The organism is Pontixanthobacter gangjinensis (assembly GCF_009827545.1).
Classification (GTDB): Bacteria; Pseudomonadota; Alphaproteobacteria; order Sphingomonadales; family Sphingomonadaceae; genus Pontixanthobacter; species Pontixanthobacter gangjinensis.
The window spans coordinates 1,253,570-1,272,165 of the sequence record NZ_WTYS01000001.1 but is presented as its reverse complement, the minus strand read 5'-3'; the positions used below and the strand labels follow the sequence as shown (position 1 = coordinate 1,272,165).

The 18,596-nt window shown below is 56.2% G+C and carries 19 protein-coding genes; 7 read left to right on the top strand and 12 right to left on the bottom strand.

The window, feature by feature from the left end; genetic code table 11:
- Window positions 1-19 precede the first annotated feature (19 nt).
- From GRI36_RS06000 to GRI36_RS05955, 10 genes are all read right to left on the bottom strand, one after another.
- Window positions 20-1,474, bottom strand: coding sequence for a UDP-N-acetylmuramoyl-tripeptide--D-alanyl-D-alanine ligase (locus GRI36_RS06000; RefSeq protein WP_160597634.1), 1,455 nt, complete (start codon window positions 1,472-1,474; stop codon window positions 20-22).
- The gene (locus GRI36_RS05995; RefSeq protein WP_160597633.1) at window positions 1,471-2,952 is read right to left on the bottom strand and encodes a UDP-N-acetylmuramoyl-L-alanyl-D-glutamate--2,6-diaminopimelate ligase; all 1,482 of its coding nucleotides are present in this window, start codon (window positions 2,950-2,952) and stop codon (window positions 1,471-1,473) included. The genes GRI36_RS06000 and GRI36_RS05995 overlap by 4 nt, the downstream gene beginning before the upstream one ends.
- Entirely contained in the window at window positions 2,952-4,706 is a 1,755-nt protein-coding gene (locus tag GRI36_RS05990) for a peptidoglycan D,D-transpeptidase FtsI family protein (protein ID WP_160597632.1), read from the bottom strand. Before GRI36_RS05990 ends, GRI36_RS05995 begins: the two co-directional genes overlap by 1 nt.
- Window positions 4,703-5,251: a hypothetical protein gene (locus GRI36_RS05985; RefSeq protein WP_202392128.1), complete on the bottom strand. Its 549-nt coding sequence runs from the start codon at window positions 5,249-5,251 to the stop codon at window positions 4,703-4,705. Before GRI36_RS05985 ends, GRI36_RS05990 begins: the two co-directional genes overlap by 4 nt.
- The gene (rsmH, locus tag GRI36_RS05980; RefSeq protein ID WP_235902176.1) at window positions 5,248-6,213 is read right to left on the bottom strand and encodes a 16S rRNA (cytosine(1402)-N(4))-methyltransferase RsmH; all 966 of its coding nucleotides are present in this window, start codon (window positions 6,211-6,213) and stop codon (window positions 5,248-5,250) included. Before rsmH ends, GRI36_RS05985 begins: the two co-directional genes overlap by 4 nt.
- Entirely contained in the window at window positions 6,210-6,704 is a 495-nt protein-coding gene (locus GRI36_RS05975; RefSeq protein WP_328598358.1) for a division/cell wall cluster transcriptional repressor MraZ, read from the bottom strand. Before GRI36_RS05975 ends, rsmH begins: the two co-directional genes overlap by 4 nt.
- Window positions 6,705-7,038: 334 nt before the next feature.
- Window positions 7,039-7,815, bottom strand: coding sequence for a Gldg family protein (locus GRI36_RS05970; protein WP_160597631.1), 777 nt, complete (start codon window positions 7,813-7,815; stop codon window positions 7,039-7,041).
- Window positions 7,802-8,170 (bottom strand): hypothetical protein, encoded by a 369-nt coding sequence (locus GRI36_RS05965; RefSeq protein WP_160597630.1) that lies wholly within the window; start codon window positions 8,168-8,170, stop codon window positions 7,802-7,804. Before GRI36_RS05965 ends, GRI36_RS05970 begins: the two co-directional genes overlap by 14 nt.
- Window positions 8,171-8,247: 77 nt before the next feature.
- The gene (locus tag GRI36_RS05960) at window positions 8,248-9,258 is read right to left on the bottom strand and encodes a cysteine synthase A (protein WP_160597629.1); all 1,011 of its coding nucleotides are present in this window, start codon (window positions 9,256-9,258) and stop codon (window positions 8,248-8,250) included.
- 61 nt (window positions 9,259-9,319) lie between these two features.
- Window positions 9,320-9,637, bottom strand: coding sequence for a 2Fe-2S iron-sulfur cluster-binding protein (locus tag GRI36_RS05955; protein ID WP_160597628.1), 318 nt, complete (start codon window positions 9,635-9,637; stop codon window positions 9,320-9,322).
- A gap of 92 nt (window positions 9,638-9,729) precedes the next feature.
- On the opposite strand from GRI36_RS05955, the gene GRI36_RS05950 reads away from it, so the two are divergent.
- The 4 genes from GRI36_RS05950 (at window position 9,730) to GRI36_RS05935 (ending at window position 14,363) form a co-directional block, all read left to right on the top strand.
- Window positions 9,730-10,347 carry a DNA-3-methyladenine glycosylase family protein gene (locus GRI36_RS05950; RefSeq protein ID WP_160597627.1) on the top strand — a complete coding sequence of 206 codons (618 nt, stop codon included), beginning with the start codon at window positions 9,730-9,732 and terminating at the stop codon, window positions 10,345-10,347.
- A 110-nt stretch (window positions 10,348-10,457) separates the two neighbouring features.
- Window positions 10,458-12,422 (top strand): S9 family peptidase, encoded by a 1,965-nt coding sequence (locus GRI36_RS05945; RefSeq protein WP_160597626.1) that lies wholly within the window; start codon window positions 10,458-10,460, stop codon window positions 12,420-12,422.
- A gap of 72 nt (window positions 12,423-12,494) precedes the next feature.
- Window positions 12,495-13,301 (top strand): SDR family oxidoreductase, encoded by an 807-nt coding sequence (locus GRI36_RS05940; RefSeq protein ID WP_160597625.1) that lies wholly within the window; start codon window positions 12,495-12,497, stop codon window positions 13,299-13,301.
- 9 nt (window positions 13,302-13,310) lie between these two features.
- Window positions 13,311-14,363 (top strand): alpha/beta hydrolase, encoded by a 1,053-nt coding sequence (locus tag GRI36_RS05935; protein WP_160597624.1) that lies wholly within the window; start codon window positions 13,311-13,313, stop codon window positions 14,361-14,363.
- A gap of 86 nt (window positions 14,364-14,449) precedes the next feature.
- Here the strand turns inward: GRI36_RS05935 and GRI36_RS05930 are convergent, their stop codons facing one another.
- Complete coding sequence (locus GRI36_RS05930; RefSeq protein ID WP_160597623.1) at window positions 14,450-14,740, bottom strand: 4a-hydroxytetrahydrobiopterin dehydratase; 291 nt, start codon at window positions 14,738-14,740, stop codon at window positions 14,450-14,452.
- A gap of 67 nt (window positions 14,741-14,807) precedes the next feature.
- Between GRI36_RS05930 and ccmA the strand changes: the two genes are divergently transcribed.
- A complete protein-coding gene (gene ccmA / locus GRI36_RS05925) occupies window positions 14,808-15,392 on the top strand; it encodes a heme ABC exporter ATP-binding protein CcmA (RefSeq protein ID WP_160597622.1) in 585 nt (194 codons plus the stop codon).
- Window positions 15,389-16,054 carry a heme exporter protein CcmB gene (locus GRI36_RS05920; protein ID WP_407985664.1) on the top strand — a complete coding sequence of 222 codons (666 nt, stop codon included), beginning with the start codon at window positions 15,389-15,391 and terminating at the stop codon, window positions 16,052-16,054. The genes ccmA and GRI36_RS05920 overlap by 4 nt, the downstream gene beginning before the upstream one ends.
- Window positions 16,055-16,273: 219 nt before the next feature.
- On the opposite strand, the gene map is transcribed toward GRI36_RS05920, so the two are convergent.
- Window positions 16,274-17,101, bottom strand: a complete 828-nt coding sequence (map, locus tag GRI36_RS05915) for a type I methionyl aminopeptidase (RefSeq protein ID WP_160597621.1) — start codon at window positions 17,099-17,101, stop codon at window positions 16,274-16,276.
- Between the two features lie 72 nt (window positions 17,102-17,173).
- On the opposite strand from map, the gene GRI36_RS05910 reads away from it, so the two are divergent.
- Window positions 17,174-18,562 carry a leucyl aminopeptidase family protein gene (locus tag GRI36_RS05910; protein ID WP_160597620.1) on the top strand — a complete coding sequence of 463 codons (1,389 nt, stop codon included), beginning with the start codon at window positions 17,174-17,176 and terminating at the stop codon, window positions 18,560-18,562.
- Window positions 18,563-18,596: the final 34 nt, after the last annotated feature.

The following is an 18,596-nucleotide window of genomic DNA, read 5'->3' as shown; positions in this document are numbered from 1 at the left end:
CTCGCGTGGAAATCAGCATTCAACTTCTGGCCGTAAAATGTGCGACCAGCCTACCGAGGCCGACTGAATTCGACCCCTTGACGAGTATCGCGTCACCCGATGTGATGCCGAACTCTTCCAGTGCCGAAATCGCCTCTGCAGGACCATCGCAATGCGCGAAGCTGAGTCCGCCTGCAAGCGCATCGGCAGCGCCTTTCCCCAAATCCCGCGCAAGTACGGACATTTCTTCGCCAACCAAGATCGCATAATCGACATTTGCATCAGCTAAAGGCTCGGCCAATTGAGAATGGAAGCGCGGGGCAAAATCGCCTAGTTCCTTCATCGAACCGAGCACAGCAACGCGGCGCGTGGCGGGTGTCTGGCCAAGCTGGTGTAAGGTTGCGCGCATTGACGCAGGGTTGGCGTTGTAGCTTTCATCGATCAGCAGCGCTTTTCCACTGATTGCAGAAATCTGGTGACGAGCACCGCGCCCTTTCAACCCGCCCATTTCTGCAAGCGCAAGGCCGGCAGATCCAAGATCCCCGCCCACCGCTCGAACTGCTGCCATCACAGCCAGCGCATTGCTCACCCAATGTTCGCCGGGCTCTGCGACCGAAAAACACAGCCGAACATCGCCCATGTCGGCGGTGACGAGCGAACCGCCGTTGGCAGACAGAATTGAATCAAGCAGCCGAACATCAGCGTGGTCGCTTTTGCCGAATGATACTACGTTTATACCCTTGGCCTGGGCTGCATCGCGCAATTGTTCAAATTGCGGAATATCTGCAGGAATTACTGCGGTACCGCCCGTCATCACGGCTTCGAATATTTCGGCCTTCGCGGCTGCGATCGCTTCAATGCTACCAAGATTCTCAATATGCGCTGGGGCGATAGTGGTGATCACAGCCACATGCGGCTTAACCTGAGCGGTCAGCCCAGAAATTTCCCCGGCGTGATTCATGCCCATTTCAAAAATGCCATAATGGGAGCGCACTGGCATCCGCGCGAGGCTGAGCGGCACACCGACATGGTTGTTGTAGCTTCGGACTGAACGATGGGTTGAACCGCGACTTGTGCGGTCGAGCGCGGCGAAAATGGCTTCCTTTACGCCAGTCTTGCCAACCGACCCGGTCACGCCAATCCGCTTTGCGTTGGACCGGTCGCGCGCAGCGAAAGCCAGCGCTTCGAGCGCTGCATTGGTGTCCGAAACCAGAATATGCGGGAAATCAACCACTCGGTCGACGACTGCAGCAGTAGCGCCATTGGCGAATGCTTTGTCCAAGAAGCGGTGGCCGTCCATTGCCTCCCCCTTCAATGCGAAGAACAAATCACCCGAACGCACATCACGCGAGTCAATTTCAACGCCTGAAACCTGAAAATCTCCGCTAGCGCTTCCGCCGGTTGCCGACGCGATTTCCTGCGCTGTCCAAAGCGCCATGCGCTGGGAATTGCGCCGATCGGCAGGCCAGGCACGAAGGGCTTTCAAAGCGTTCATTCGGAGGCTCCTTGCGGTGCAGCGCATTCACGCGCGACCGAAACATCGTCAAATGGCAATACCCGCATGGATTCTCCTGAACCGATTATTTGGCCCTGTTCGTGACCTTTTCCAGCAATCAAAATAATGTCTTTACCACCCGCCTGTGCAATCGCAGCGGCAATCGCCGCCCGGCGATCCCCGATTTCTTGCGCGCCATTTGCCGTAGCCATGATCTCTGCGCGAATGGCCGACGGTTCTTCTCCGCGCGGGTTATCGTCAGTGACAATCACAACATCGGATTGTTCGGCAGCGACGCGGCCCATTTCCGACCGTTTACCCTGGTCGCGGTCCCCGCCTGCTCCAAATACGGTAATCAGCTTGCCTTTGACATGTGGACGAAGTGCCGTAATTGCCGATTCCAAGGCATCGGGAGTATGCGCGTAATCAATATAGACCGGCGCGCCAGCTTGGGTAATCACAGCGCGTTCCAGTCGCCCGCGAACAGGCTGTAACCGCGCAACCGCGTCGAATGTCATGCTGGCATCGCCGCCAGTTGCAAGGACCAGACCCGCTGCAACCAGAGCATTTGCCGATTGATAGGCACCGATCAGCGGGAGATTGATTTTCCGGATTTGCCCGTCATGCTCGATTTCCAGCTCTTGCCCCAATTGGGTCGGCGTATGGGTAAGCAGGCGAATGCCGTTACGACCTTTCTCGCCCTGCTCACCCACGGTGAACACGCGCAGGTTCCGCTTCTGCGCATGTTCGATGGCCCGGACGGTCCACTCGCTTGAACCCGTCCAGAACACAATTGTTGCATCGTCATCGACAACCTCATCAATCAACCGCATTTTGGCGAGAAAGTATTCATCCATAGTGGTATGATAATCGAGATGATCCCGGCTGAAATTTGTGAAGCCGGCGGCTGAAACCGACAGACCCTCATTGCGATATTGTGACAGGCCGTGGCTTGATGCTTCATATGCAACATGGGTCACACCTTCGCGGGCAAGGCCGCTCATATTGGCAAGGAAGGTTACAATATCTGGCGTGGTCAAGCCGGTTGAAACCGAGCCATCTGGTGTTGTGACCCCCAACGTCCCGATTGACGCTGCGCGCTCGCCCGACATTCGCCAGATCTGACGCGTCATTTCAACCGTCGAGGTTTTTCCGTTGGTGCCAGTAACAGCCACTATGGTTTTTGGCGCTGGTTTGAAGAACTGTGCGGCCAGCAAGGCGAAAGTCTGGCGCGGCTCATCCGATTTGATATGGATAGCGCCTTCAACGTTCACTTCGGCCCGCGCGACAATCGCAACCGCACCGGCTTCAATCGCGGCGGGAATAAAATCCTCGCCATTTACTTTAGCGCCCTGAAACGCTCCGAATACAGTGCCCGGTGCGACTTTGCGATTGTCGATTGCGAAGCCAGTCACATTAGCCTCCGAGCCAAGGGGAAGTGCGGTATTCGCAGCGTCAGCCAAGACAGACAGCTTCATTACTTGCCCCCCGGAACGAGCGGGCGCAGGTCGCTAATGTCAATGTCACGAGTGGAATCGGGACGAACGCCCAGCACCGGGCCGATGCGCGGGATCAATTTACCCACAATCGGTGCAGCATTCCACGCTGCTGTCCGCTGAAACGAGCTGGCAGTTGTTCCTTTGGGTTCGTCAAGCATCGCGACCACGACATAGCGTGGCTTGTCCATTGGAAATGCCGCCGCAAACGTAGAAACCAGCGAACGTTCACGGTATCCACCACGGCTTGGTTTTTCCGCACTGCCGGTCTTTCCGCCAACACGAAAGCCTGGAGCATCAGCGTTGCGGCCTGTGCCGTATATGGCAATCATACGCAGCAATTGGCGCATGCGGGATGATGTCGAGGCCTTGAACACGCGACGACCCTTTGGGGCTGCACCGGGCGCGAGTTTGTGCAAAGTTGCCGGACGCCAAACACCGCCATTGACCATTGCAGCATAGGCGCTGGCGAGGTGAAGCGGAGTAACTGCAATACCATGGCCATAGCTAACCGTCATATTACGGATGCGCGGCCATTTGTCGCCGGGCCAGATCGGAAAGCCTTTGGCCGGTAATTCAACATATGGACGCTCGTTCATCCCGAGATCGATCATCGTGCGCCGCATTTTCTCGGCACCCAGCTCGTCCGCGATTCGTGCCGTTACTGTATTGGATGAATGGATGAGTGCTTCCGGGACATTCAAGGAGTCCCCAAGGAAGTGGCTATCCGACAGAGTCGTGGACCCAATTTTGACTGGACGCGCATCATAGCGATGGCCAAAATCCCGCACTACACCCGCATCGATCGCTGCGGCGACTGTCAGCGGCTTGAAGGTTGAGCCCAACTCATAGACTTGGTTAGTCACTCGGTTAAAGCTGGTTGGGACTTCGCCGCGCGCTCGCATCGCGTCTGACTGCAGTAGATCGCTCGACTTGATCTTATTCGGGTCAAATTCAGGCAGTGAGGCCATTGCCATGATCTCGCCCGTATCAACATCAAGCACGATGCCGGCGGCGCCCATTGCGTTTGTCGCAAGCATTCCGCGGCGCAGCTCGTCTTCGAGCGCCCCCTGAGCCCGCATATCGATTGACAACGCCACTGGCGTATTGCGCAAAGCCGGGTCCATCAGCCGCTTTTCCAAGACGCTTTCCATGCCGACGCGGCCTTGGCCTTCGTTGTTCACATACCCAAGAATATGTGCGGCCATTGACCCTTGCGGATAATGACGATCGGTCTCGCGGGGCAGTTCGAGCGATAATTCACCGATGGCCATCACGCGGTTGGCGTCCTCTGGCAATACCCTGCGCTGTATATACCCAGGGCGGCCAGCCGCGAGCATTTCGGCAGTGTTCTCTATATTTGTCGACGGGAATATTGCTTTCAATTGAGTGGCGACGTCGCGCGCGCTCTTGACCAGCGGATTTGATGGGTCGCCTAGCGCCTTCGGATTGTACCATAATGCATAGGCTGGAAAGGCCCGTGCGAGAGGTATTCCATTACGATCGGTTATTTCACCGCGGGGCGGCAACAGTGCATCGGCCAGCGACGTGGTTCCGGTCGAGTGGCCACTGACACCGAGATAGCCGATACGTAAGATTGCCGTGGCGGCAACCAGGGCGAAAATAACCGCAACCCACAACACGCGCAACCGCGCCATGTTGATTAGCTGCAGTCGGATCGCTGAAAGATCAATTGGCCGACCGGGAACCGCAGTACTAAATGCCACAGCGGTCATTCTGGCGCCTCTGTGGTGATATTGCCTAGCGCCTGTCCCATGGACAACCGTTCAGAAAGGGGCCGGCGTGCGGACAAAGGGTTGCGAGCCTTATCGGGTCCATCGCTTTGATCACGGGGCAGGTCTTGGCCTTCCTGCTCGCCAAGCGGCTTGCCCGACATTGGCGAAACCAGATCTGGGAAGAAGCCGTCATCTTCTGCCTCTACGGCACGCGCAACGCGGATCGGATCAGGCGCACCGGAAGTTCGCGGCAGGCCAAGGCTTGCCAACTGTCGCTCATTCTCAACATATTGGCTAGCATCGGGCGCACGGTAGCCAAATTCAATCCGGTTCCAATCGGCCAATTGCTGCTGGTTAGCCCGCGTTTGAAATTCGGTTTCGAGCATAATCCGCTCGTTTTCCAACGCGATAATCTCACGCTCCGCCAAGCGCACTTCGCTCTTTACCGCATTGACCCGGAACGTCAGCGCCATAAAAAACGCCGCGCAGATCGACAATGCGACCATCCAGCCGATTTGGCGAAGGCGGCTTCCCGACCCCATCATGCCGCATTCCTCGCCGCAGTAGCAGTGCGAACCGCATGGCGCAGGGTCGCCGACCGCGAGCGCGGATTACGCGCGATCTCTTCTTCGGTAGCACGAATGGCTTTGGATACATCCCGGTAAACCGGCTCTGCCTGATCGGTTTGTGGCAAATGACGTGAGCCGCCTCCTGTGGCAGAAGCATCACGCAGGTAACGCTTCACGATCCGGTCTTCCAGACTGTGAAAACTGACTACAGCAAGACGCCCGCCATGATCGAGCAGCTGCTCTGCTGCATTCAACCCTTCGGCCAATTCATCCAATTCAGCGTTAATGTGGATACGCACCGCTTGAAAACTGCGCGTGGCCGGATCCTTTGGCGCGCCGGCACGGTAACCGAGCGCCTTGCGGACCACCCTTGCAAACTCACCAGTCGTACTGAGCGGCCGCGCCGCCACAATAGCACGGGCAACGCGCCGCGACTGACGCTCTTCGCCATATTGGTACAGCACATCAGCAATCGTATCGACGTCAGCGTTATTGAGGAAATCGGCAGCGGTCTCACCATCTTGCGACATCCGCATATCAAGCGGGCCGTCATATTGGAACGCGAAGCCGCGCTCCGCCTGGTCGAGCTGCATCGAAGATACGCCAATATCCATCGTGATACCAGCGACGCGCGGGACGCCCACTTCGGCCATCGCTTCGGCCATTTCGGAGAAGCGGCGAGGATGAAGGATCAGCCGCGGCGGCTGCTCCTTTGTTTCCGGCCATTGCTTGCCTGCGGCGATTGCGTCAGGATCGCGGTCGAACGCATGCACTGTAGCCCCCGCATCAAGCAAGGCGCGTGTGTAGCCCCCAGCGCCGAAAGTCGCGTCAACCATCACATCACCCGGCCTCGGCGCAAGTGCTGCGACAACTTCAGCGAGCAGCACAGGAATGTGCGGCGCCGCCATTTCAGCAGATATTTCAGCGTGGCGGCTCATTTGCGCTTCGCCTCAGCTTCGGTGAGCAAATCGGCGCAGGCGGCCTTAGCCCCGTTCCAATCGTCATTTTGCTGTGCAAGAATGGCGGGATTCCACACAGTGAACGATGGACCCGCACCCTGAAAATACAACGCATCGCCCACTTGGCCTTGCGACTGAAGGAAATCAGGCATGGTAAAGCGGCCACTGTCGTCAAACGGAATGCGCTTGAAGCCGAACAGTTGATTTTCGCGGATTTCACGATCGAATTCGCGCCCTACCCTGCTGGCCATTTCTTCTTCGCGGTCGAGCTGCGCGTCGAGCTCCAACTGGCGTGAGAGACCAAAACCAACGAGGCAGCCGAAACGACTGTGCGAAGCGAGGCAAAGTACGCGGCCTTCGCTCGACTCCTTGACCATATTGCGGAAGTCTGGCGGCAAGACGAAGCGCCCCTTGTCACCCATGAAGGTGAGGGCCTGTCCGCTGTACCGAATGGGAAGCGCTCCCGCCACTTCTGCAATTCCCCCGACTAAACCTTCGCTGCAGACACATCTTTCTCGCTTCCACCCGCGCATAAGCTCGGGCGGCTCGCCTCACGGATGTGAAACGGAGCACAAGACAATCTGTCTGATGGAAAATGGTATTAACCCGCGCAAAGCGGGGATGAAAGGGAAAATTAGGGAATTAGTGGGGATTGCGCGATAAACCTATGTTTTAAAAGGCTAAATATCCTTAACTTTGACTGCCAAAATCCATAGTTTTGCGCCAAATACCTGCATTTCCCGCCCAATCCCGTATTCCGACTCCAGAAATTGGTCTAATTCCCGGATAATCCCCGAAAGTGAGTCAGTTGGAGTCGAAAGCTAACAATGCCAGCGCTTTGACGGCTTTCTTCGCGCCTTCTGTGCCGTTATCCGCATCGAGTAGAGCCGCGTCGGAGACAATCAATGCCCTTCCCTTGCCAATCGTACACTCAGCAACCAAGCCGTCAGCTCTAATAACGCAACTTGCGGTACCATTCCTCACATTTTCGAAATATCCTGGCTGATCCACGTCAATTTGGATTTCCATAAACGACACTTGCTGCAGGCCCTCTGCTTGGTCCTCATCGAAATATTGCTTCAGGCCCCAGCGCTCTAGAATTGGCGAAATAAGCGCTATCGATTGCGGCCTGCGCCGATCAGTTAGCGCGAAAGCAGAATGCTCGGTTAGCAACGGATCAGCAAACAACAGTAGCTTGCCGCCATCATTTACCCATTGATCAAGCGCCACATATTCCGGGGGTGAAAGCGGGCGCGGCTGCATCAATGCCAGCCGATCGAGCAAAGCCAATTGTTCATTAAGTTGCATATTTTCTGCGCCGGCCAGACTGTCAATCGGGACAATGTCATAGCTCTGTTCAAGAAGTTCGCGGACCCAATGCGGAGCTTGATCTTCTTGCAGCAAATCACCGAACTCAGCACTTTCGCTCCAGTAAATCGGCAGCGATGTCACTAGGCCAAGACGTGTCTTCTCATCGGCTTGTTGTGGTTCGCCATCGGTGATTGGAAGCGACAACCAAGCCAAAGCAGCACAACAGAAAGCGAATGCGACTGCGATAGCAGCAACCTTATTGAGGCGCACGTGGCTGCGTTTGTTGATTGCCCTGTTCAGGAAGGACAGGCTGATCCTGATCGGTGATTTCGTCTGGATCGGTTGGCAAATCAGGCACAACGCCAGCGTCTACCATTGGATCGGTTCGCGGCCCTTCCGGTTCGCCGGGAGTGACGGTGGCAGAAGCTTCGGGAACCGCGTTCGCATCGGTTTGGTCGGCACGGTCGCGAATAACGTCAGCAAGTCCGACCAGCATAATCATTACCACGATACCCGATATGCCGACTTGCAGCCGCTGTAGAGATTCAAACCGCGTTCCCCCTAAGGGAGCGGGCACACGATCTTTTGGTCCGTGCATAATACGATCAAGAAAGCGATTTGCCATGAGGTGAATTTAGCCGAGCGGCGGCAACTGTCCAAGACTTAATTAGGCAGCCGGCTCAAAGGGCAATTGTCGGGAGCCTAATCCCTAAGCCATTCGAATACAGGAAGGCCCTTCGCTTCCAGCCATTCACGATTGTATAGCGAGGACAGATAGCGAAAGCCTGTGTCGCATAGGATAGTTGCAACGCGAGGGTTTTCCCGTCCGCTGTCGACCAATTGCTTTCCTAGAGCGATCGCACCAGCAACATTGATGCCTGAAGATAGACCAAGACAAAGGCCCTCTTCCCGCAACAAACGGGCGACCCAATCGAGGCCTTCCTCGTCCGAAATGCGAAATTGCGTATCAATTGGCGCACCTTCGAGATTGGCGGTGATCCGGCCCTGCCCAATACCTTCTGCCACGGACGAACCTTCCGACCTCAGCTCACCTTCAGCGTAATAGCTGTAGAGCGCCGCGCCATGCGGGTCTGTCAGAGCGATCTGCACGCTATCGTCAAACGCCTTCAGCCCCATACCAACGCCGGCAATTGTTCCGCCTGTGCCCGCGGCACAGGTAAAGCCGTCAATCCGCCCTTCCAACTGCTCCCACAATTCAGCAGCGGTCCCGTCAATATGCGCTTTGCGGTTGGCGGTATTATCAAATTGATTGGCCCAGATCGCGCCTTCTGTCTCTTGCGCCAAACGGCGCGAGGTGTGCACGAAGTGGTTGCAATCGGAGAATTTTGTCGGCGGGACCAGCACCAGCTCCGCGCCCAAAGCCCGCAATGTAGCCATCTTTTCGCTCGACTGATTATCAGGCATCACGATTATGGTTTTGTAGCCCAAAGCGTTGGCAACCAGTGCAATCCCGATACCGGTATTGCCCGCAGTTCCCTCCACGATTGTGCCACCATCTGTCAGATCGCCGCGCGCCTCGGCATCGCGGATGATGCCCAGCGCCGCACGGTCCTTTACCGAAGCCCCCGGATTGGCAAATTCGCATTTGCCATAAATTTCGCAGCCAGCTGCTTCGCTCGGCCCCTGAAGCAGGACCAGCGGTGTGTTACCGATAAGTTCAAGAGTGTTAGCGCGGGGGAAATGTCCAATCATGCTGCGGAACTAAGCCCGTGCATCGCCGAATTCAACGCAATTGCGCTATCCCACCACGAAATCAATCTTCCGGCGCGATAGTCACTTTCAAACCGTCCAGTTCCGCCGAAAACGGCACCTGACACGACAGGCGTGAATTTTCATTACGGTGGTCGGAGCTTTCAAGAAGATCATCTTCGTCTTCGGAAATTGCCGGAAGCTTGTCTTTGAATTCAGGATCGACATGGATGTGACAGGTCGCGCACGAACAGCACCCGCCGCACAGCGCCAGCAATTCGTCAAATCCATTGTCGCGGATCGCTTCCATCACGGTCAGACCGTCACCGACTTCTACTGTTGATTCTTCACCGGCACGGTTGACGACAATCAGCTTGGGCATGATGGGTTGACTCCATAAATACTGGCCGGAAGGGCCGTTCGGTCGCGCTGCTAAAAGAGCGCCGCCCGTTTTGCAAGGGATTGGAGAAGTAGATGGGTTTGACCGCACAGCAGATCAAGCACGGTGTGGACCACGCTGTTTCAATCGAACCCGCCTTTGCCAAAGGCCTAAAAGCGGCAGGCTACCCTGAACCGCGCGTGCGGCCCACCGGTTACCGTACCTTGCTGCGCACAATTGTCGGCCAACAGGTAAGCGTTGCTGCGGCGGCATCAGTTTGGAACAAATTGGAGATCGAATTGGGCGAAGGCATCAACCCCGATGAACTTCTATCCCGCGACCACGATCAGTTGCGCGCTTGCGGTTTGTCGCGCCAGAAGCAAGCCTATGCGCGGTCGTTATGCGAATTGGTGGTAAACGGCGAACTCGATTTAACTAACCTACCTACTGATGACGAGGAAGCCATTGTTGAGCTAACGCGCATCAAGGGCATCGGACGCTGGTCAGCCGAAATATATCTGCTGTTCGCAGAGGGTCGACCCGACATTTGGCCAGCGGGAGATTTGGCAGTGCAGGTCGCATTGCACAAATTGCTGGGTCTGCCTGAACGCCCGACCGAGAAAGAAGCGAGAGCGTTGTCGGAACCCTACCGCCCCCACCGCGGCGCGCTCGCGATCTTCGCGTGGCATTGCTACGACAATCCGGCGCTATAAGCAGTTCGTCGATTTCCATTGGCCTATTCACCTGCTGCGCCTTTGGTGCGCTCGCCCTAACTCTTCCCGGCCCAGCTAAGGCCGGCCATCACGCGGAGACCACACTCTCAATGACCACAACTGCCCACCAAGCCGCACCTTTGATCCCGCGCCAGGATCTGTTCGGAAACCCCACCAAGGCAGGAGGCCAAATCAGCCCGGATGGGGAATGGCTCAGCTGGCTCGCCCCGAAAGACGGAGTCTTGAACGTCTGGCTAGCGCCATCGTCCGATCCGGCAGCGGCAAAAGCGATTACATCGTCTGACAATCGCCCGATCCGGCAATATTTCTGGGCGCCTGATTCCAAGAGCGTGCTTTATGTGCAGGACAAGGGAGGCGACGAAAACTTTCTTCTATACGGCATTGATGTTGCGAGCGGCGATGAGCGTACGCTGACCGATTTCGAAAAGACTCGCGCCATGGTTATGGGCACCAGCCAGACGATTAAAGACAAGATTCTGGTCGGATTGAACAATCGCGACGCTCGTTTCCACGATGCCTATTTGCTCGATCTGAATTCCGGCGAGCTTACTCTGGTACAACAAAATGATGCATATGCCGGGTTTCTCGCCGACGATAATTTGAAGCTGCGGATGGCTGTGCGACCCAATACATCGGGCGGAATGGACTTCTTCCCCATTACTGATGGCACCATCGCCGAAACGCCTAGCGATAGCACTGGCCTGGAAGATTCTTTAACCACCCAGCCAGCCGGCTTCACCACCGATGGCAAGACCATGTATTGGATCGACAGCAGAGGCCGCAACACGGCTGCGCTCATCGCTCAAAACGTCGCAACTGGTGAGAAAACAATTGTTGCCGAAAATGACAAGGCCGATATTGGCGGCGCTATGTCGGATCCGAAAACCGGCGAGGTCGAGGCCTATTCCTTCACGTACTTGAAGACAGAATGGACAGCAATTGACCCAGAGATCAAAGCTTCGCTTGAATGGCTGGACGAGCGGCTGGAAGGCGAATTTAGTGTCCAGTCACGAACCGAAGATGATTCCAAGTGGATCATTGGAAACGATCCGCTGACATCTCCTACAAAGACATTCATTTATGACCGCAATGCGGAAACGCTGACCGAAATCTATACCTCACGTCCCGAATTGATCGGCGCGCCGTTGCAACCGATGCAAGGTCTCGAACTCACTAGCCGCGATGGCCTGACATTGCCGTCTTATCTCACTCTGCCACCGGGCAGCGACAGCGATGGTAATGGCATTCCCGATAAAGCCGTGCCGATGGTGCTGCTGGTTCATGGCGGCCCATGGGCACGCGACGGCTACGGATTCAATTCCTACCATCAATGGCTCGCCAATCGTGGCTATGCGGTGATGAGCGTCAACTTCCGTGGCTCCACCGGCTTCGGCAAGGACTTCATTTCGGCTGCTGACCTCGAATGGGGCAAGAAAATGCATGACGATCTGATTGATGCAGTCAATTGGGCAATCGGCAAGGGTATTACCAGCAAAGACAAAGTCGCGATAATGGGCGGTTCCTATGGCGGTTATGCGACATTGGCAGGCCTGACTTTCACACCTGACACATTTGCTTGCGGTGTCGATATCGTCGGCCCATCAAATCTTGAAACATTGCTCGCCACGATCCCCCCTTACTGGGAGCCAATGATCGCGCAATTCCATGAACGGATGGGCAATCCCAACACGCCAGAAGGTCTGGCGATGCTAAAAGAACGCAGCCCGCTGTATTCTGCGGGCAATATCGTCAAGCCGCTGTTGATCGGCCAAGGTGCCAACGACCCACGTGTGAATCAGGATGAAAGCGACCAGATTGTAGCAGCGATGAAAGAGAAAGGCATTCCGGTTACTTATGTCCTCTATCCTGATGAAGGGCACGGTTTTGCCAAGCCTGAAAACAACATTGCTTTCAACGCTGTGACCGAGAATTTCCTCGCCACCTGCCTTGGTGGCCGGTCGGAACCGATTGGCGGTACCGTGGCCAGCTCAACCGCTGAAATCGTCGAGGGGGCTCAATATGTGAAGGGCCTCGAGGACGAGCTGAGCGATTGACGTATACGTAAAGCTACCGCAATACGGGCCGCTCGGGATGACTTCCCGGCGGTTTGATTTTGGGAGAGCGACGTGAGCGCGACAAAGGCAATTTTCATCACTGGCGGCGGTTCAGGTATTGGCCGTGCCATCGCGCAATATTTTGGTGAGCGTGGCTGGTTTGTCGGAATTGGCGATATCGATACAGAAGGCATGCGCGGTACCGCCGCCCTTCTTGCTGATGGTCAAAGCTTCACCCACAAATTCGATGTGCGCGACCGCGCTGCGTGGGATACCGCCTTGGAAGGTTTCGCCGCCGTTTCTGGCGGGCGCTTGGATGTGATGGCCAATAATGCGGGCATCCCAATTGGCGGTGCGCTCGAAGAAAACTCAGTCGACGAAATCACCCGCTGTCTCGATATCAATTTGAAAGGCGTGCTGTTCGGCGCGCAGGCTGCCTATCCCTATCTCAAGCGGTCTGCCCCAGGATCTTGCTTGCTCAACACTGCCAGCGCGGCAGGCGTCTATGGGACACCCGGCGCATCAGTTTACAGCGCGACCAAATTCGGGGTGCGCGGCATTACCGAAAGCCTCGATGGCGAATGGGCAGAAGACGGGATCAATGTCCGCAGCCTTTGCCCCAGTTTCATCGACACGCCGTTGCTGGAACACGCGCCTAACGCAAAGAGCAATGAAGGCATTCGTCAGCGGGTTATCGATGCCGGAATGGAAATCACTCCGGTTGAAGAAGTTGCACAGGCGGCATGGAATGCGGTCCACGGGGACCGGCTGCACACATTGGTCGGAAAAACCGCCAAAAAGATCGGTTTTGCCAGCCGCTGGATGCCAGGCCGTGTGCGCAAACAGACGCGCACATCTTTTCGCCCATTGGGTCAGTGAACACAATCGATGATACGTAAGCTCTCTTGTTTGCTGATCTGGTTCGGCATTGCGATCTCAGCAGCTGCGGCGGCTCAGGATAATGATGGAACGCCTGTCACAATCGGCATGACACACTTGATTACCGCGACGGCTTTTGAAGGTGACCGCCGGATTACGGTAAGGTTGCCGCCGGGCTATGCCGAGCAACCTGATCAGCGCTTTCCCGTCGTGTATCTGATTGATGGCGGGCCGCAGCAGGATTTCCCACACATCGCGGGAATCGTGCAAAGCCGGGATATGAATTACAGTTTCGAACGGTTCATTCTGGTCGGCATCGAAGCCGTTAATCGGCGCAGCGAATTATCGCCGCCCGTCAGGCCAGAGGCGTTGGAGGATTATAAGGCGAACCTTGGCGTGACGCCTGGCGGTGCGGATAATTTTCGCACATTTATCGCAGATGACGTCAAACCCTGGGTCGAGGCCCGGTACAGAACCAGCGGCCACAACGCGATTATGGGGGAATCGCTGGCAGCCCTGTTCGTGATAGAGACCTTGTTCGAAGCTCCGCAATTATTCGACGACTGGATCGCGGTTTCCCCGTCAATGTGGTTCGACAATATGAAACTGGCAAGGCAGGCCGAATACAGGATCAAGACGGTACCAGCCGGTAATGAACGCCTGTATCTGACAGTTGCCAATGAGGGATACCGCCATGAAGAGGGTATCGAACGGTTTGTCGACGCGTTGCGTAATGATGCACCCGCCGGTTGGGAATGGGCTTATGTCCCGCTTGGTGAAAGCGAAACCCACGGCACGATCTACCATACCGCAGCGCTGGATGCGTTCCGCTTGCTATATGGAACGGCTGACCGTGAATATCGGCCAGATAGTGAAATGCTCGGACGCCCGGCCAATCCACGCACAGCGGAAGAACAGGCGTTGCTCGAAACCGAATGCACAAGCGAAAATACCATCCCGCTTACACCTCAAGCTGCGAAGATGGGCCGTGAGCGTCTGTTTTATCGCTGCTTGCAGCTTGATCTGGGCCCGCGCGCACGGGAGGGCAATTTGGGCCGCTGAGCGGGCCACCTATCCCTAAGGACAAACACCTGTTTTCGCAAAAAGCGTGATTACAGCGAAACAAAACAGGGGCGAAAAAATTCTGTTCAAAGAAGCGCTTCTATCGCCTCCGCCAATGTCGCATCACGCTGGCTCAACCCACCGGCGTCATGTGTGGTCAGGGTCATTTCAACCTTGTTATAGACATTAAACCATTCAGGATGATGATCTTGCTTTTCCGCCAAAATGGCGACGCTGGACATAAAGCCGAAAGCACGGACAAAGTCTGCAAATTCGAATGTCCGTTCGATCGCTTTACCATCGGAGCGCAACGACCAGCCGGGCAAATTTCCAAGCATTGTCTCGCATTCCTGCTGGGTCAATTGGGCTATTGTCATCCGCTCATTTCCTTTTCCTGCGCGCATTTCTTGTCGGCGCCGCGCGTTTCCCCTATCGCGCGCCCTCATGCAAGCCTGTCATCTTTCAGCAACTGATTTAGCCTGCCGCCGCGGGGACCGTGTGTTGTTTCGCGGCTTCGGCATGGATTTGGAAGCCGGCACAGCGCTGCATATTACCGGTTCGAACGGCATCGGCAAAACCAGCCTGATGCGGATTTTGGCTGGATTGCTTACCCCCTATGAAGGCCATGTGAAACGCGAAGGTGCAATTGGCCTGATGGACGAACACCCCGCGCTCGACCCGCAAGTGCAACTTAGCGACGGATTGGCATTCTGGAGCGCCATTGACGGCAGCAAGGATTGCGAAGAGACAGTCCATATCCTTGGTCTGGACGAGCTAATGGACGTCCCATTTCGTTTTCTTTCTACCGGCCAGCGAAAACGCGCCGCGCTCGCTCGACTAGTCAATCAGGATGCGCCGATTTGGCTGCTCGACGAGCCGCTGAATGGTTTGGATGTAGACGCCAAAGAGCAGACCGAGAGCTTGATTGCGCTGCATTGTGACGAGGGCGGCATCTGCGTGATCGCGTCGCATCAGACGGTCAGATTACCAAGAGCGCAGAGCATTTCGCTTGAGGAATACGCGCTGTGATTTGGCGGCTGCTCAAGCGCGATCTGGCGATGCTGATCCCTGGCGGGAGCCGCAATGGAGGTAGAGGCGGGACCATCTTACCGCTGCTGTTTTTCCTCGCTGTAGCCATGCTGTATCCTTTTGCGGTCGGACCGGATGCGCCTTTATTAGCCCGAACGGGCGGAGGAGTGATCTGGGTCGCTGCATTGCTCGCGGCCATTCTACCGCTCGACAGACTGATTGCACCCGATCTGGAACTAGGCGTGTTTGATCAATTGGCCTTACGCGGGATATCAGAGGAGCTGGTCGTCGCGGTCCGCGTGGTCGCGCACTGGCTCAGTTTCGCCCCGCTCCTTTTATTGGCAATTTTTCCGGCAGCGGCTCTACTCGGTCTTGAAGGCGAAACATTGCGCCTCGTCATTCTTGGCTTGCTCGCAGGCACACCGGGTCTTGCCGCAATTGGCGTGATGATAGCAGCACTTACCGCCAGCCTGCGCGGAGGGGCTGCTTTATCGGGCCTGTTGCTGATCCCGCTCGCCGTGCCGATATTGATTTTCGGAGCTGGCAGTCTAGCCCGAGGCGACGCAAGCGGCATTGCCCTTTGCGGCGCGATAAGCTTGTTGTTGGTGGCGATTAGCCCCTTTGCCGGCGGCGCGGCGATTAGGGCTGCGCGGGATACTTAGTCATCTAAGCTAAGATCGCCAATCTGAGCCAATTTCGATCCGCAAAAAGGACAAAAATCTATCCTGACGATGCTACCCGCATATCCAGCTTCACCATCGCTTACTGGCAACCCGTATCCGCCACGAACTTCCTATATCATCGCGTCAGGACATGACGCTCGATCTGTCTGAGTTTCGCAAACGCCTAAAAGGTCGAGCTTGAAGCGATCGCAGCAATATTCAGACATATGGCGGCTTATGCATTCCCTTCTCGCTCAGCGTGAAAATCTCATTGCCAGTTTCGGTAATTGCCAGCGAATGCTCGAACTGCGCCGACAATGATTTGTCGCGGGTCACGGCCGTCCAACCATCGCTGAGCATTTTGCCCCAAGGCTTGCCGATGTTGATCATCGGTTCAATTGTGAAGAACATCCCCGGCTTAAGTTCTGGACCGGTCCCAGCTTTCGCCGCGTGAACCACTTCGGGTGCGTCGTGGAACAACCGTCCAAGGCCGTGGCCACAAAATTCGCGAACCACGCCGTAGCGGTGTTTCTGCGCATGTTCCAAAATCGCTGCGCCGATATCACCCAAGCGGTTGCCGGGTTGCGCTTGTTCGATGCCCAACATCAAACATTCATGCGTCACTTCGACCAAACGTTTTGCTTTAAGCGGAACATCGCCAACAAAATACATCCGGCTGGTATCGCCATGCCATCCATCGAGCAAAGGCGTGACGTCAATATTGACAATGTCGCCGTCTTTCAGCGCTTTGTCTGAAGGGATTCCATGACAGATCACATGGTTGATCGAAATGCAGCAGCTGTGCGTATATCCGCGATAACCAAGCGTCGCAGGAACCGAACCGCCCGCGAACATTAATTCGCGGACCTTGTCGTCGATTGCCGCCGTCGTGACGCCGGGCTGCACCATCGGCGCGATTTCATCGAGGATGCTTGCGGCGAGCTTGCCCGCCTTGCGCATACCTTCGAAACCAGCTGGTCCATGCAGTTTGATTGTGCCGTCGCGAATGACGGTCTCTGTGCCTTCGATTACCTGATATTCTGTCATGCCCGCCCATGTAGCGAGCCATCGCGCAAATTGCGAGCTTGGAACGCGGCGCGCATTCGTTACAGAGGGAAAATGAGCAAAAAAACTGATCTGATCCAGCCCGACCGCGGCCAAGACGCGACCAAAATCCACCTAGTGAACAAGGAGCGGTTCGGCGACTTCTCTAAGGGACTAAGCAGCGGTCAACGAGCTTCACTCTCCGCCCAGAAGTTCGACGGAAGCGGGTACCAAGTGGGAATCGTGCCCGATGGCGATGGCTGGTTTGCGGTAGGCGGGGTCGCCAATCCGGATGACTTTTCGAGCTGGTGCCTCGCCAAGTTGGCTGAACAATTGCCCGAGGGCATTTATCGTCTCGCCTCGGGCGATCCCGGCCCGGCGATGCATGGCTGGCAGACTGCGCAGCATGTCTTCGATCGTTATAAGAAAGACGAGAACGCCACCGGCCCGCGAATTTTGCTTAGTAAGCAGGCGAAGCACATTGAGGCCGCAATCGCAGAGGCGCGTGCGGTCAATTTGGTGTGCGATCTGGTCAACACTCCAGCAGAAGATATGGGGCCCGCAGCGCTGGAAGCAGAGGCCGAGCGTATTGCCAAAGCCTTCAACGCTGACTTGCAAGTGACCAGGGGCGATGCGCTCGAGCAAGGCTACCCGATGATTCACGCAGTTGGCCGCGCCGCTGCGCGACACCATGCACCGCGTTTGATCCAGTTGGAGTGGGGCGATCCGAAGCATCCGCGCGTAGCCATCGTGGGCAAAGGTGTCACATTCGATTCTGGCGGGTTGGATGTGAAATCCGCCGCGGGAATGCGCTTGATGAAAAAGGATATGGGCGGTGCTGCCCATGCTCTCGCGCTTGCCGAGTTGATTATGAAGGCTGGTTTGAAGCTGCGCCTACATCTGTTGGTTCCAACGGTTGAGAACGCCATTTCCAGTAACGCTTTCCGCCCTGGTGACGTGCTTAATACACGCGCTGGCCTGACCGTCGAAATTGGCAACACCGATGCCGAGGGGCGGCTCATTTTGGGTGATGCACTTTCGAAGGCAAGCGAGAGCGAGCCTGCGCTCATGATTGACTTTGCCACTTTGACAGGGGCCGCTCGCGTTGCGCTCGGCCCGGACCTACCTGCGCTTATGACACGGCAAGACGATACTGCTGCGGAACTGATTGCCGCGGGCAAGGCGCATGATGACGAGCCGTGGCGGTTACCCCTGCCCGAGGCCTATGCCGAATGGCTCAATTCGGACATTGCTGATCTAAACAATTCGCATGGTAACGCCTATGCTGGCGCAAGCGTCGCCGGCTTGTTCCTCGACAAATTTGTCGGCGAAGGCATCGAGTGGGCGCATTTCGACACATTCGCTTGGCGCCCCTTCCCCAAGCCGGGCCGGGCCAAGGGCGGTGCGGCCTACGGACTGCGCGCGGCATTCCATATGCTTAAAAACCGCTACGGATCGGCTTGAAGCAGGCGCGCAAACCTTGCGACAAGACTTTCCA